This window comes from Paenibacillus hubeiensis (assembly GCF_032334105.1).
In the GTDB taxonomy this organism is placed as follows: Bacteria; Bacillota; Bacilli; order Paenibacillales; family Paenibacillaceae; genus Paenibacillus; species Paenibacillus hubeiensis.
The window spans coordinates 104,508-118,539 of the sequence record NZ_JAVYAE020000011.1 but is presented as its reverse complement, the minus strand read 5'-3'; the positions used below and the strand labels follow the sequence as shown (position 1 = coordinate 118,539).

The 14,032-nt window shown below is 44.7% G+C and carries 12 protein-coding genes; all 12 read left to right on the top strand.

Annotated elements, in window-relative coordinates:
- Positions 1 to 11 precede the first annotated feature (11 nt).
- The 12 genes from RSX24_RS23555 (at position 12) to RSX24_RS23500 (ending at position 14,026) form a co-directional block, all read left to right on the top strand.
- Positions 12 to 1,037 carry a UDP-N-acetylglucosamine 4,6-dehydratase family protein gene (locus RSX24_RS23555; protein ID WP_343261958.1) on the top strand — a complete coding sequence of 342 codons (1,026 nt, stop codon included), beginning with the start codon at positions 12 to 14 and terminating at the stop codon, positions 1,035 to 1,037.
- A gap of 7 nt (positions 1,038 to 1,044) precedes the next feature.
- Positions 1,045 to 1,785, top strand: a complete 741-nt coding sequence (locus tag RSX24_RS23550; RefSeq protein WP_343261957.1) for an acylneuraminate cytidylyltransferase family protein — start codon at positions 1,045 to 1,047, stop codon at positions 1,783 to 1,785.
- Positions 1,782 to 2,831, top strand: a complete 1,050-nt coding sequence (gene neuB, locus RSX24_RS23545; protein ID WP_343261956.1) for an N-acetylneuraminate synthase — start codon at positions 1,782 to 1,784, stop codon at positions 2,829 to 2,831. Before RSX24_RS23550 ends, neuB begins: the two co-directional genes overlap by 4 nt.
- Complete coding sequence (gene neuC / locus RSX24_RS23540) at positions 2,828 to 3,967, top strand: UDP-N-acetylglucosamine 2-epimerase (RefSeq protein WP_343261955.1); 1,140 nt, start codon at positions 2,828 to 2,830, stop codon at positions 3,965 to 3,967. Before neuB ends, neuC begins: the two co-directional genes overlap by 4 nt.
- A gap of 20 nt (positions 3,968 to 3,987) precedes the next feature.
- Positions 3,988 to 4,632, top strand: a complete 645-nt coding sequence (locus tag RSX24_RS23535) for an acetyltransferase (protein WP_343261954.1) — start codon at positions 3,988 to 3,990, stop codon at positions 4,630 to 4,632.
- Positions 4,619 to 5,764 (top strand): DegT/DnrJ/EryC1/StrS family aminotransferase, encoded by a 1,146-nt coding sequence (locus RSX24_RS23530; RefSeq protein WP_343261953.1) that lies wholly within the window; start codon positions 4,619 to 4,621, stop codon positions 5,762 to 5,764. The genes RSX24_RS23535 and RSX24_RS23530 overlap by 14 nt, the downstream gene beginning before the upstream one ends.
- Before the next feature lie 35 nt (positions 5,765 to 5,799).
- Positions 5,800 to 7,302, top strand: coding sequence for a lipopolysaccharide biosynthesis protein RfbH (gene rfbH, locus RSX24_RS23525; RefSeq protein ID WP_343261952.1), 1,503 nt, complete (start codon positions 5,800 to 5,802; stop codon positions 7,300 to 7,302).
- A 13-nt stretch (positions 7,303 to 7,315) separates the two neighbouring features.
- On the top strand, positions 7,316 to 8,089 hold the full coding sequence (gene rfbF / locus RSX24_RS23520) for a glucose-1-phosphate cytidylyltransferase (protein ID WP_343261951.1): 774 nt from the start codon (positions 7,316 to 7,318) through the stop codon (positions 8,087 to 8,089).
- The gene (gene rfbG / locus RSX24_RS23515) at positions 8,090 to 9,175 is read left to right on the top strand and encodes a CDP-glucose 4,6-dehydratase (RefSeq protein WP_343261950.1); all 1,086 of its coding nucleotides are present in this window, start codon (positions 8,090 to 8,092) and stop codon (positions 9,173 to 9,175) included.
- Complete coding sequence (locus RSX24_RS23510; RefSeq protein ID WP_343261949.1) at positions 9,162 to 10,766, top strand: aldolase catalytic domain-containing protein; 1,605 nt, start codon at positions 9,162 to 9,164, stop codon at positions 10,764 to 10,766. The genes rfbG and RSX24_RS23510 overlap by 14 nt, the downstream gene beginning before the upstream one ends.
- Positions 10,767 to 10,803: 37 nt before the next feature.
- On the top strand, positions 10,804 to 12,666 hold the full coding sequence (locus RSX24_RS23505; RefSeq protein ID WP_343261948.1) for an HAD-IIA family hydrolase: 1,863 nt from the start codon (positions 10,804 to 10,806) through the stop codon (positions 12,664 to 12,666).
- A gap of 172 nt (positions 12,667 to 12,838) precedes the next feature.
- On the top strand, positions 12,839 to 14,026 hold the full coding sequence (locus RSX24_RS23500) for a class I SAM-dependent methyltransferase (RefSeq protein ID WP_343261947.1): 1,188 nt from the start codon (positions 12,839 to 12,841) through the stop codon (positions 14,024 to 14,026).
- Positions 14,027 to 14,032 lie beyond the last annotated feature (6 nt).

Sequence of the window (14,032 nt, the reverse complement as noted above, 5' to 3'; positions counted from 1 at the left end):
GAGCGATAGCCATGTTCAAAAATCAAATCATACTTGTCACTGGAGGTACGGGTTCGATCGGCAGCGAGATTGTGAGACAACTTCTGCAAGATCAGCCCAAAGCTATCCGTATCTATAGTAGGGATGAAAGCAAGCAGTTCGCTTTGCAACATGAATTGAAGGAATATTCAAATATTCGTTACTTGATTGGGGACATCCGTGATAAGCAGCGTCTAAGCTATGCGATGGAGGGGGTGGATTACATCTTCCATGCGGCTGCGCTTAAGCATGTGCCGGCTTGCGAGTATAACCCAATGGAAGCGGTCAAGACGAATGTCATTGGTGTGCAAAACTTGATCGAAGCGGCTCTGGAGAATAACGTAAAGAAAGTCATCTCGATCAGTACCGATAAAGTCGTGAATCCAACCAATACGATGGGCGCCACAAAGCTTCTTTCAGAACGTCTGATATCTGCGGCTAATTTTTACAAGGGAAACAAGCCTACGGTTTTTGCTTGTGTGCGTTTTGGCAATGTGATGGGTTCGCGAGGTTCGGTCATCCCTCTCTTCCGTGATCAGATTCAGCAGGGGAAACAGGTTACAGTTACTCATCGTGAGATGACACGCTTTATGATGTCGATTCCTCAGGCTGCCGAGCTTGTATTGAATGCTGCAAAATATTCGAAGGGCGGCGAGGTGTTTGTACTGAAAATGCCAATTCTGAAAATTACGGACTTGGCAGAGTGTCTGATCGAATCTTATGAACAGGCGACAGGATTGCGATACCTAGGTCGGATCGAAGAGGTGGGCGTACGTCCAGGAGAGAAGCTCTACGAAGAACTGATGACGCTGGACGAGTCGGAACGTGCAGTAGAGAACGAGACATTGTATATCATTCCGACAGTATTCGATATAGAAAGACCATACTACGAGGGTTTTGTGCCTGCCCCCCATCAGGAGTATTCCTCTCATACTGCTCCACAGCTGCACAAGGAGACGTTGAGAGAATTGCTCGAAGCGAATAACCTGGCTTTTGGTGCTTTTGGTCAAAGAAAGTGAGGATACGATGATGAGAGCAAAATCGGTCATTGCAGGCAAACCTACATGTCTCGCCGTCATTCCCGCCCGAGGGGGATCGAAGGGTCTTCCAGGAAAAAATATTCGTCTCCTGAACGGTAAGCCGTTAATCGTGTATTCGATCGAAGCAGCGCTAAAGAGCGGCTGTGTCACGCGTGTAGTCGTATCGACTGATGACGAGTCAATTGCGGATGTCGCCCGGCACGCTGGTGCTGAGGTTCCATTTTTACGTCCGGCTGAGTTGGCTACAGATGAAGCGAAAAGCATCGATGTTCTTCGTCATGCGGTTCAGTTTGTCGAGGAGAACGGGCAGCAGTACGATTGCATCTTGCTATTACAGCCCACTTCCCCACTTCGTAGAGCTGGAGATATAAAAGAGGCCATGAATCAATTCTTGCAAAGTGGTGCCGACTCGTTGCAAAGCGTCACCCCCGCACGGACTCATCCATATCTGCTGCGCCTGAGGAGCGATACTGGGCAGATGAGTCCTTATGTCGTAGCAGAAGCACATGCGCGACGTCAGGATCTGACAGCACTTTATGAACTGAATGGAGCTCTGTATTTGATGAAGCGTGATCTGCTAATTAAACAGGAGCAGATCGTAGGTGCGTCCAATCAAGGCTTTGTCATGCCTCCTGAACGTTCTGTTGACATCGATACGCTTTGGGATTTTCGTTTGGCAGAGTGGATGCTGCAACACCCTGATGAGAATGGAGAGAGTAACCAATGAGTATCACACGTTTGTTTGAAACAACAAGCTCGAATTTGTCTCAGTCACACTCGGTGTATGTGATTGCTGAAGTCGGGGTCAATCATAATGGATCGTTGCAACGCGCACTCGATTGCATCGACCAAGCGGTAGTGGCAGGCGCAGATGCGGTGAAGTTTCAGACTTTTGTAAGCGAAAATCTGGTGACACGCCAGGCTCATAAAGCAGAATATCAAACGGAGAATACGCCTTCTACCGAAAGTCAGCTGGAGATGCTCAAGAAATTGGAGCTTCGCTTTGAAGATTTTGTTAAACTGAAAGATTACTGTGCGCAGAAGGGAATCGACTTTTTATCGACGCCTTTTGATGAGCAAAGCGCAGCATTTCTAGATTCAATCGGTGTTGAGGCGTTCAAGATTGGATCGGGAGATATGAACAATATACCATTCCTGCATCAACTGAATCGCTATCGACGTCCAGTGTTACTGTCGACGGGTATGGCGGAGCTGGAGGAAATTCAGGAATCGTTGGATGCCTTGTTGGACTGCCCGGTCATTCTGTTGCATTGTACGTCAGACTACCCTGCCCCGCTGGAGGATGTGAATCTCTCGGCGATCGGAACTTTAAAACGAACCTTTGGGCGGACGATCGGCTACTCGGATCATACGGAAGGAATCGAAATTTCCCTCGCGGCGGCTGCATTTGGTGCACAAGTGATCGAGAAGCATTTTACGCTGGATCGGGAACTTCCCGGTCCGGATCACAAAGCATCGCTGGAGCCGCAAGAACTGTCACACCTGGTGCGTTCGCTGAGAGGCTTGGAGCTGGCTTGGGGGGATGGAAGGAAGCGTTGCATGGAGTCCGAGGCCAATACTCGGGCGGTTGCGCGCAAAAGTGTCGTGGCGGCACGTGCGATCCCAATGGGCAAGGTGCTGGAAGCAGAAGACTTAACTGTGAAGCGTCCTGGTACGGGGCTGGCACCGAAGCATTACTATTCATTGATCGGACGTACTGTGAACCGAGATATCCAGGAAGAAGAGCTCTTCAGTTGGGATGATGTGCAATGAAAAAAGTTATGGTGATCACAGGAACTCGGGCAGACTATGGCATTTATCAGCCTATCATGGAGGCTATTCGTGCGGATGAACAGCTGGAATTATTGATTCTTGCGACAGGTATGCACCTCTCGCCCCAGTACGGCTATACCGTGCAGCAGATTGAACAGGATGGATTCACGGTAGACTATCGGGTAGATTCACTTTTTCAGGGTGCTACACATGGGAATATGGCACGTTCAATTGCGATAGGGATTTTGGGTATGACCCAAGCCTTTGAACAGGCTAAACCGGATATTGTCCTTGTGTTGGGAGACCGAGGAGAAATGCTGGCTGCAGCGATCGCTGCGACACATCTGAATATTCTGGTGGCTCATCTGCATGGTGGAGAAGTCTCCGGTACGATTGATGAATCCGTTCGCCACGCAATCAGCAAGCTAGCTCATTTGCATCTATCGGCTACCAAAGGGAGCGCCGAGCGGTTGTCCCGAATGGGAGAAGATTATTGGCGGATTCATATAGTAGGTGCTCCCCGTATCGAGACGATTCGCCGAGCGAAATTGCCCCCATTGCCGGAGGTTCTGGAGCGGTATAACTTGGGAGATTCTGAATCTTACTATTTATTTGTCTACCATCCGGTAACTACAGAGACTGTAACAGTTCAACTACTGGAACAGATGTTGTGCCTTCTGCTGCAACAGGGAAAAAAAGTAATCGCAATCCGCCCAAATGCAGATGCAGGTACTGAGCAGATTTCATCGGTTTATGAACGTCTGGGAAAATCCCCAAAATTTGTGACGGTGACGAGCTTCTCTCCTTTGGATTATCTGACTTTGCTCAGACATACTGATGCTCTAATTGGAAATTCATCGTCAGGGATCATTGAAGCTGCGTCTTTTAATACTCCTGTAATCAATATAGGTAGTCGACAGGCGGGGCGTGAGCGTTCGGCCAATGTCGTGGATATTGAGGAAAGTGAAGAAGCGTTGGCTGAGGCTCTGCAAACGATTCATTCAACCGTGTTTATACAGCAAGTGCAGTCTCTGCAAAATATCTATGAATACCCGGAGACTTCTGCTGTGATTGCGCGAATTTTGCGAGAAATGTCGATCACGCAACGTTGGATCCAAAAAATGATCACCTATTGAGAAAGAAGGGAACGAACCGCATGAAAGTATTCTTATTTGGAGCAGGTGGGCATGCCAAGGTCGTACTGGATGCGGCTAGAGCTGCAAATATGGAAGTCTGCGGAATTGTCGATGATCGATGGACAGAAGCAATCTGGAGAGACGTTCCCTTTTTGGGAGGTCGTCAAGATTTAATCAAGATTTGTTCCACACATGTTGATGCAGCTTGGTTTGTAGCGATTGGTGACGGAACTGTACGAAAGCAAATCGTAGAAGAATTAGAGAGTCTAAACGTTCGTTTTGCTACGATTGTTCATCCGTTAGCGTGTTTAGGCACAGGAGTTGTGATTGAAGCTGGGACAGTGGTGATGGCAGGGGCAGTCTTGCAAGCAGATGTTCATATCGGAAAACATGCGATTATTAACACTGCAGCAACAGTCGACCACGATAGTACGATCGGGAATTACGCCCATATATCTCCAGGAGTTCATCTGGCAGGAAATGTCCATGTGGAAGAATCTGTTCATATCGGAATTGGGTCCTGCTCTATTCCGGGAATACGTATTGGCCGATATACAATAGTAGGAGCTGGTACCACAGTGATCGAAAATCTTCCTCCCTATGTGGTGGCTGTTGGATGCCCAGCGAGGATCGTACAGCGGAAGGAGCAACATGATGCGGACTAAGCGAATTTATTTGGCCTCCCCTCATATGGGTACGGGGGAGCAAAACTATATACAGGAGGCTTTTGACACCAATTGGATTGCTCCACTGGGTGCCAATGTGGATGCGTTTGAGAAGGCAGTAGCAGATTATGTCGGTGCAGTAGGCGCATTGGCGCTGGACTCTGGAACTGCTGCGATTCACTTGGCTTTGCGTTTGTTAGGTGTAGGGAGCGGTGACTTTGTTTTGTGCGCTTCGTTGACGTTTATTGCTAGCGCAAATCCGATTTTATATCAAGGAGCCACCCCTGTATTTATCGACTCTGAGCCGGATAGTTGGAATATGTCTCCAAAGGCGTTAGAGCGGGCACTCGCTTATTATACGGCCCAAGGGCACAAGCCGAAGGCTGTGATCGTTGTGAATCTGTATGGACAAAGTGCAGATTATGAACCGATTGTGCGTATTTGTGAGCAGTATGAGGTTCCAATTGTGGAAGATGCGGCAGAGTCACTAGGTGCTTCCTATCAAGGGCGAATGAGCGGGACATTTGGCAAGTTCGGTATCTTTTCCTTCAATGGCAACAAGATTATTACGACTTCTGGCGGAGGGATGCTGATTTCGGAAGATACCGCTGCACTGGAGAAGGCAAGGTTCTGGGCGACTCAAGCAAGAGATCAGGCCAGACACTACCAGCATAGTGAGATGGGCTACAATTATCGTATGAGCAATGTACTAGCGGGTATCGGGCGAGGGCAGATGGAAGTATTGGAGGAACGGATCGCGCGTAAACGGGAGATTCGGGATCGCTATGCCACAGAGCTTAACCCGATTGCCGGTGTTCAGGTGCACAGTGAGCAGTTCACAGGTCGTGCGACACATTGGCTTTCAGTGATGACGATTGATCCTAAGTTGTGTACGGTGCAGCCAGAGGCGATCATTGAAGCTATGGAGGCTCATAATATCGAATCCCGTCCGATTTGGAAGCCGCTTCATATGCAACCGCTCTTTAAGGACAATGCGTATTTCGCTCATGGTGAAGATGAAGATGTATCAACTCGTATTTTTGCGCAAGGGCTTTGCTTACCTTCGGATACGAAGATGACAAATGAAGAGCTGGAGGAAGTAATCCATATCGTACGATCAACGTTGAGATAGAAATTGAGAACATGAGTGGATAAAAGGAGACTCGGATGTATAAAGTAGGCCAGATCATTCATTATGATAATCAAGCTACTGTCATCATTGAAGTAGGGACATACAGTCTGCTGATCGCAAATGTATGTGGACAGGCAATCGATCTTTCTACGATGCAAGAGATTGAGCGGCAAACGTTTCAAGATCGGTCAATTGTGACAGCTGATATGGTTTCACTTACCGAATTAGAAAAAGCGAAACGACAACGTATTTTCTTGCAGGTGAATGAATTCTATACATTATTTCATCAGCAGAAGCCTTTTGAAGCAGGACAGACGAAAATCCCTTACTCAGGAAAGATTTACGATGAGAAGGAAATGCTCGCACTGACAGATGCCTCCCTTGATTTTTGGTTGACCACAGGACGCTTTTCCAAGCAATTTGAAAAAGAATTCGCTCAATATCTGGGTGTCAAATACGCACTTTTAACCAATTCAGGTTCTTCTGCCAACCTGCTTGCAGTGTCTGCACTGACTTCTCCAAAGTTAGGCGACCGTCAACTGTTGGCAGGAGATGAAGTCATTACCGTTGCTGCCGGATTCCCAACAACAGTTGCTCCAATTATACAAAACGGCTTAGTGCCGGTGTTTATAGATGTGGAGCTAGGCACCTACAATATCAACGTCTCTCAGCTTGAAGCAGCTGTTTCGGAGCGCACAAAGGCGATCATTATTGCCCATACGATGGGTAATCCGTTTAACCTTGAAGCGGTCATGCAGTTTGCAGAGAAGCATCAGCTTTGGGTGATCGAGGATAATTGTGATGCTTTAGGTGCCAAGTATGATGGGAAGTTAACGGGGACTATTGGACATATTGGCACATCCAGCTTTTATCCTCCACATCACATTACGATGGGGGAGGGCGGCGCTGTTTACACCAACGATTCCAAACTAAAAATGATTATTGAATCCTTTAGAGATTGGGGAAGGGATTGTTGGTGTCCCTCAGGTTGCGATAACACATGTCACAAGCGGTTTGGCTGGCAGCTCGGCGATTTGCCGAAAGGGTACGATCATAAATATACGTATTCACACCTTGGCTACAACTTGAAGGTTACGGATATGCAGGCAGCGATTGGATTGGAGCAACTTAAAAAATTGCCTGGTTTTGTGGAGAAAAGAAATCGTCATTTTGCCTTACTGTATGCCCAACTAAAGGAACTGGAGAATGATCTGATTCTGCCTGTAGCCACATCCAATAGCGAACCAAGTTGGTTTGGATTTATTTTGACGATCCGTGACGGGAATAAGCTTTCCCGACAAAAAATGACTCAGTTTTTGGAAGATCATCATATCCAGACGCGGATGTTGTTTGCTGGCAATATCACGAAGCAGCCGGCTTTTCAAGGTGTACATTACCGTATCGTTGGCGATCTCGAAAATACGGACAAAATTATGCATGATACGTTTCTGGTCGGGGTGTATCCAGGGCTGGACGACGAGAAAATTGAATATATGAGTGGAAAGATAATAGAAGCTGTAAAATACGCGAGTCTGTAAGCAAGGAGGACTTATGAAGGTTGTTATTTTTGCAGGCGGCTTTGGAACACGAATCAGTGAGGAGTCTCATCTAAAACCTAAACCGATGATCGAGATTGGCGGCAAGCCGATCTTATGGCATATTTTGAAGATTTATTCCCACTATGGATTTAATGATTTCATTATCTGTTTAGGCTATAAAGGGTACATCATCAAAGAATATTTTGCCCATTACTTTTTACATGAATCAGACGTCACCTTTGATTTCGCAACCAATCAGCAAATGATCCACCATATTCATGCAGAACCATGGAAAGTGACTCTGGTCAATACCGGGCTAGAAACGATGACAGGCGGTCGCTTGAAGCGAGTGAAAGAATACTTAAATAACGAACCGTTTATGTTGACCTACGGTGATGGAGTATCGGATGTCAATATTCAAGAACTGGTCGAGTTTCATCGAAATCATGGCAAGCTTGCGACGGTTACAACAGTTCAGCCGAATGGGCGTTTTGGCGCACTTGATTTGGATGGGACCTCTACCGTACTTGGATTTAAGGAAAAACCTAAAGGCGATGTAGGTTGGATAAATGGCGGTTTTTTTGTACTCAATCCGGAAGTGATCGACTACATTGAAGGCGACCAGACGGTCTTTGAAGAGGGGCCCTTAAAGAGACTTGCGAAGAATCAACAATTGCAAGCCTTTAAGCATAATGGCTTTTGGCAACCTATGGACACTCTGAGAGATAATAAATTTTTGGAAAAGGAATGGGAGACGGGGAATCCGGCTTGGAAGGTGTGGAAGTAGATGAATAAAAGCTTTTGGAAAGGCAAAAAAGTTTTTGTAACGGGTCATACCGGATTTAAGGGCTCGTGGCTGTCAATGTGGTTGTACCATCTGGGAGCGCAAGTGAAGGGGTATGCCTTAGCGCAAGATCATACGTTGTCGCTATTTGAAGTTGCAAAAGTTGGAGCACGGATGGACTCGCAGATCGGGGATATCCGTGATCTGTCCGCTTTAAGTGCTGCTGTATATGATTTTCAACCCGATGTGGTCTTTCATCTCGCCGCACAGCCTCTGGTGAAATTCTCTTATAAGAATCCTGTAGAAACTTATGAGACGAATGTGATGGGAACCGTACATTTGTTCGAAGCTGTTCGTTCATGTCGTTCGGTACGAGCGGTCGTGAATGTAACTACCGACAAAGTCTATGAGAACCAGAAGCAGCTTAAAGGGTACTTAGAAACGGATCGGTTAGGTGGTTACGATCCTTATTCCAATAGCAAAGCTTGCTCGGAACTGCTTACCTCGTCCTATGTTCAGTCTTTCTTTAGTCCTGAAAATTATGCTCAACACGGTGTCGCGCTCGCCACTGCTCGTGCAGGTAATGTGATCGGAGGCGGTGATTGGGCGAAGGATCGTCTGATACCAGATTTGATGCGAGCCATTCTGCATAGTCGAGACTTTGTAGTACGTAATCCAGAGTCTGTACGACCATGGCAGCATGTACTCGAACCATTATACGGTTATTTACTGTTAGCTGAAAAATTATACATCGAAAATGTGAAGTGGAATGGAGCATGGAATTTTGGGCCTCAATCCGAAGATGCTGTATCCGTATCCCGTCTGATTGATACGTTCCGCACACAAGTTGCTGGTTCTTTTCCGCAATTGTCCGTCATCCGTTCCGAAGAGCATGAGACGAATTCTTTGCAGCTCAATATTGATAAATCGATAAATGTACTGCACTGGAAGCCGATATGGAGACTAGAGCAAACGGTGCAAAAAGTTTTGGAGTGGTACCTTGCTGATCCGTCGGAATCGTATGACTTGTGTCTAAAACAGATTGAAGACTACGAGAACGAAAGGGAAGTTTACGATGTCCAGTATTAAGTTGCTAGATTGTACGTTACGAGATGGCGGTTTTCTGAATGATTGGGAATTTGGCCACGATCATATCATAAATATTTTCGATCGGCTGGTAAGAGCGAATATTGATATTATCGAAGTGGGCTTCATTAATAATGCCCGGATATATGATAAAAACCGCTCTATTTTCCCAAATGGGTTTGCTGTAAACCAGATCTTTGAAAAACTGCAAAGACATCATGCGATGATTGTAGGCATGATTGATTTCGGAACTTGTGATGTTGAGGATCTTCAGATTGCTAGCCAAAGTTATATGGATGGAATTCGGGTCATATTCAAAAAAGAAAAAATGATTGATGCATTGGCCTTTTGTGGCGGAGTGAAGAAGTTGGGCTACGACGTGTTTGTCCAAGCGGTTTCGATTACGAGTTACTCGGATGAAGAGTTTTTGCAGCTCATTAAGCTGGTCAATGAACTGGAGCCTTATGGTTTTTCGGTAGTGGACACCTATGGTTTATTGCATAAGGAGCAGCTGAATCACTATTTCCGGTTAGCAGATGAACGGCTCCATCATGATATCCGTTTGGGTTATCATTCCCATAATAACTTTCAACTGGCCTATTCAAACTGCATTTCACTCCTCGAAAATCCACCTGTACAGCGGGAATTAATCGTGGATGGAACCTTGTACGGAATGGGCAAAGGGGCGGGCAATGCACCACTTGAATTGTTGGCCATGTACATCAATGATCATATTCAGCCGCGTTACAATCTGGAGCATATTTTAGAGTCCATTGTAACTTCAATTCTTCCGTTATATGGACAAACTCGATGGGGCTATTCCCTTAGCTACTTTATTTCTGCACTGCAAAAATGCCATCCTAGCTATACGAGTTTTTTGATGGCGAAACGAACACTTTCTGTTGCTTCGATTTACGAAATTTTAGGCGGTATTTCACCGGATAAGAAATTGTCGTTCGATGAGCTTCATATTGAGGACTTGTATTTGCAAAATCAAACGATCGCTTGCAGCGATCATGAAGACCTGCTGAAGCTCTCTCAGCTGTGGTCTGGACAAAAAGTGTTGTTGATTGGTTCAGGCACTTCGATTCAAAAAGAAGCTGAGTGCATTCAAGCATTTATCGAGCGTGAAAAACCTGTTGTTGTGGCAGTGAACTTCCTGCCAGACTTCTTTGATATTGACTACTTGTTTGTTAGCAATTCTAGAAGATATGTTGAACTCTCATCAAAACTGAAGGTCCTGGATTTCGATTTGGAATTAATTGGGACGTCGAATGTTTCACCTAAAGCGAATCGCTTTGACTTCACTTTGCAGTTTAGTTCCTTGGTGGACAAGCAAGCCCAATTTTATGATAATCCCTTAATTATGCTGTTGAAGCTGTTAAACCAGTTCCCGATCAAAAAGGTTTGTTTGGCGGGATTTGATGGTTATTCGACGTCTGATCAACCTGATTATGTGAATCCTAAAATGGAATATAGCTTCACGAAACAAAAAGCAGCAGAAATTAACCAGGATACGAAAAATAGCCTCAGTCGCTTGGATTTGATGATTGAAATAGATTATATTACCGAGTCCTACTATCAAAAGGTGTAAGTAGGACTGTAAAAATTATGAAGTGACGAGGTGGAACGTGGATACGATTCAAGCTGTTTTATTTGACTTAGATGGGACCGTTTATGTTGGCGATAAATTAATTAACGGGGCGAAACAGGCGATCGACTGCGTTCGCACTCAAGAGAAGCAAGTTGCTTTTTTGACTAATAATTCGACTAAAACCAAAGAGCAGATCCAACAAAAACTAAATGGGCTCGGAATTGAGGCGGGACTTTCAAGCATTTATACCTCTGCGTCAGTGACAGTGAACTATTTGGTTCAGCATCAGATTGAATGTGTGTACTGTCTAGGAACAGATGCCTTTAAATCAGAATTGGCCACACGGGGGATTGCTACTGCTTCCGATGCGTCTGTACATTGTATTGTGATCGGTATGACCTACGATATTACAGAAGAAGACTTTGCCGTCGTTCGTGAGATTGCTCAAAAGCCCGATAGCCTGATCATTGCTTGTAATCTCGATTTATCCTATCCAGATGGCTCTGGAAGTATCGCCACGGGATGTGGACGAGTTGTTCAGCAGGTAGAAGAGGCCATTCAAAGAAAAGTCGATCTTGTATTGGGGAAACCTTCAAAATTCATGTTAGAAGAATTCGTTAGGGAATCCGGCATCAGCTACGAGCACATTATGGTTGTAGGAGATTCTTATACAAGTGATATTGAGCTTGCTATACAGCATGGATGTGTTCCTGTCTTGATCGATCAAAGCATGCTCCAGCATGAAGACTGCATTCTGATCAGTGACATTCAATTGTTACCCGAGTTGTTTTCTTTACCTCCGGTACTGAGAAACTTAAAGAACGTCCAAAATGAGAGGCAGTTGATCGATGGCATACTAGATCCGTACCAGAATCTGCTTCTTGATCTGAAGCAGGTATATATATTCGGTGCACAGAAGCTTGGCGAGAAACTATATGATCAGTGCCGTGCTGCTAACATTGAAGTTATGGGGTTTATTGATAACGATGCGAAGAAACAAGGGCAAACGTTTAAAGAAAAAACAATTTTTGCTCTTGATGCATGCAGAAAGCACGAAGCGATTATTATCGCCTCCACCACTTATCTGGGAGAGATTCAGAAGCAGCTTTTAGAACATGGCTACCTGAATTCGATTCCTTTTACCGTGCTGAATCTATTCAATCCCGAGATTTTTGTGAACGAACCTGTATTCATTGATATGCATAAAGATATCGCCGAAAATAAACTCAAATATATTTCCCTTTATCTGCTGTTAAGCGATGAGAAATCAAAAGATACACTTTGTAAGCTGCTCGAATGCAGAATGGAATTCAATTTTCATGAACTAGAATACGGCTCGGAGAATCATTACTTCGAAGATGATATTGTTGAATTAGGAGATCAGGAAGTATTTATCGATGGTGGAGGCTATTCCGGTGATACTACCAAAGCCTTTATTGAAAAAGTCTCTGGAAATTACAAGAACATCCACATATTTGAACCCGATGAGCAGTTAATGAACATCGCCAAGTCTGAGTTAAGAAAATCCCCTAACATTAATTACCATCAAAAAGGCTTGTTTTCTCATGATGCGAAGCTATCGTTTAATCAAACAGGGGGGCTTGATGGAGCTATAAGTAGTGAAGGTAGATATACAATTGATGTGACAGCAATTGATTCAGTCATTAAACAGAAAACTACCTTCATCAAGTTAGATATTGAAGGGGCGGAAGAACACGCGTTAAGAGGTGCGGCTGAGCAACTAAGCACCCATCGTCCCAAACTCGCCATTGCTTGTTATCATAAAGCTGAAGATCTTTGGAAGTTGCCCCGAACTGTACTTGAAATCAACCCGGATTATAACCTCTACTTTAGACATTACTCGCAATCGGCTCTGGAAACGGTGCTGTATTGTATTTAAAAAGAGTAGCGGGGTCTCAAAGATACCGAGTGTACTTTACCAATCTATATTGGTAAGGGCGCTCCTCATGATAAAAATGAAGTTGTAGCATCATTTTTATCATGAGGAGCGCGATAGGTGGTCTCGTTAGTTGGTTGTTGATCGGGGTAGCAAAATGAAAGGGTGGTTATGTATGCTTAAATTAGCTACAAGAATATGTTCAGTATGTCAGCATACTGAAGTAGAAGTGATTCATCATCAAAAGTTTGACTTGCCTCCATATCATACATTACCCAGGCAATATGATGTGGTTGTTTGTACAAAATGCGGTTTTACTTATGCGGATACCAGCGCCAATCAGCATGATTATAATGACTACTATACCAATTTATCTAAATATGAAGATGAAGAAGTGTCGTCGGGAGGTTTCTCCAGTTCCGATCTGGCACGATATAAAATGGTCCTAAGTCGTGTGGCTCCTTTTTTGAACCCAGCCTCCACCATATTGGACATTGGTTGTGCGAACGGTGGATTGCTCAGTTACTTTAGAGAACATGGATATAAGTATGTCACGGGACTCGATCCTTCTCCGAAATGCGTAGCTTTTATGATGGATCATGATATTCAGGCGGTTCAGGGTGATTTATTTGAGAATACTTTGTTAGACAAAGAACAGAAGTATGATCTCGTGATTGTATCGCATGTTTTTGAACATTTATACGATGTGGCGCAAGCCGTTACCGTAATATCGGATTACTTGAGTAAAGATGGATTGGTTTATATCGAGACACCGAACGCTGCACAGTACGGAAATTATTTTGTAGTCCCATACTACTACTTTGATGTTGAGCACATTAATCATTTTACGGATGTATCGCTGGCCAATCTGTTTTTACAGCAATCGTTTAGCTATGTAGATTCGAAGCAAATTGAGATTCCTGTTGCCAAAGACCGTATGTATCCAGCAGTATATGCTCTGTTTAAAAAGGGGACTTTCTCAAGACCCTACACCTTACGGGTTGATGATTCTGCCAAAACATCGATTATGACACACCTCAGCGATTCTAATTATTCACAAATTAATGAAAAGCTTGCGGAATTGGGTAAATCTAAAGAGCCTTGTGTGGTGTGGGGCGCCGGTCAAAATACATTGCGCTTGCTAAGTGAAACCGTGTTGGCCGAATGTAATATTCGCTGTTTTATTGACAAAGACCAAAGCAAACAAGGCAAGATGATGGATCAAGCCTCGATCACAGCACCTAGATGGTTGATCGAAACAGCTTACGAAGGCACGATTATTATTAGTTCGGCACTATTTAGCAAAGAAATTGTGTCTGAAATTCAAGGGATGGGCCTGAGCAATCCTATGATCATACTTTAAATGGGG

Excerpts from the sequence above, each read along its gene's own strand:
- RSX24_RS23550 (WP_343261957.1), top strand. The coding sequence starts at position 1,045 with ATGATGAGAGCAAAATCGGTCATTGCAGGCAAACCTACATGTCTCGCC.
- RSX24_RS23530 (WP_343261953.1), top strand. The coding sequence starts at position 4,619 with ATGATGCGGACTAAGCGAATTTATTTGGCCTCCCCTCATATGGGTACG.
- rfbG (WP_343261950.1), top strand. The coding sequence starts at position 8,090 with ATGAATAAAAGCTTTTGGAAAGGCAAAAAAGTTTTTGTAACGGGTCAT.
- rfbH (WP_343261952.1), top strand. The coding sequence starts at position 5,800 with ATGTATAAAGTAGGCCAGATCATTCATTATGATAATCAAGCTACTGTC.
- neuB (WP_343261956.1), top strand. The coding sequence starts at position 1,782 with ATGAGTATCACACGTTTGTTTGAAACAACAAGCTCGAATTTGTCTCAG.
- RSX24_RS23510 (WP_343261949.1), top strand. The coding sequence starts at position 9,162 with ATGTCCAGTATTAAGTTGCTAGATTGTACGTTACGAGATGGCGGTTTT.
- neuC (WP_343261955.1), top strand. The coding sequence starts at position 2,828 with ATGAAAAAAGTTATGGTGATCACAGGAACTCGGGCAGACTATGGCATT.
- rfbF (WP_343261951.1), top strand. The coding sequence starts at position 7,316 with ATGAAGGTTGTTATTTTTGCAGGCGGCTTTGGAACACGAATCAGTGAG.
- RSX24_RS23500 (WP_343261947.1), top strand. The coding sequence starts at position 12,839 with ATGCTTAAATTAGCTACAAGAATATGTTCAGTATGTCAGCATACTGAA.
- RSX24_RS23555 (WP_343261958.1), top strand. The coding sequence starts at position 12 with ATGTTCAAAAATCAAATCATACTTGTCACTGGAGGTACGGGTTCGATC.
- RSX24_RS23535 (WP_343261954.1), top strand. The coding sequence starts at position 3,988 with ATGAAAGTATTCTTATTTGGAGCAGGTGGGCATGCCAAGGTCGTACTG.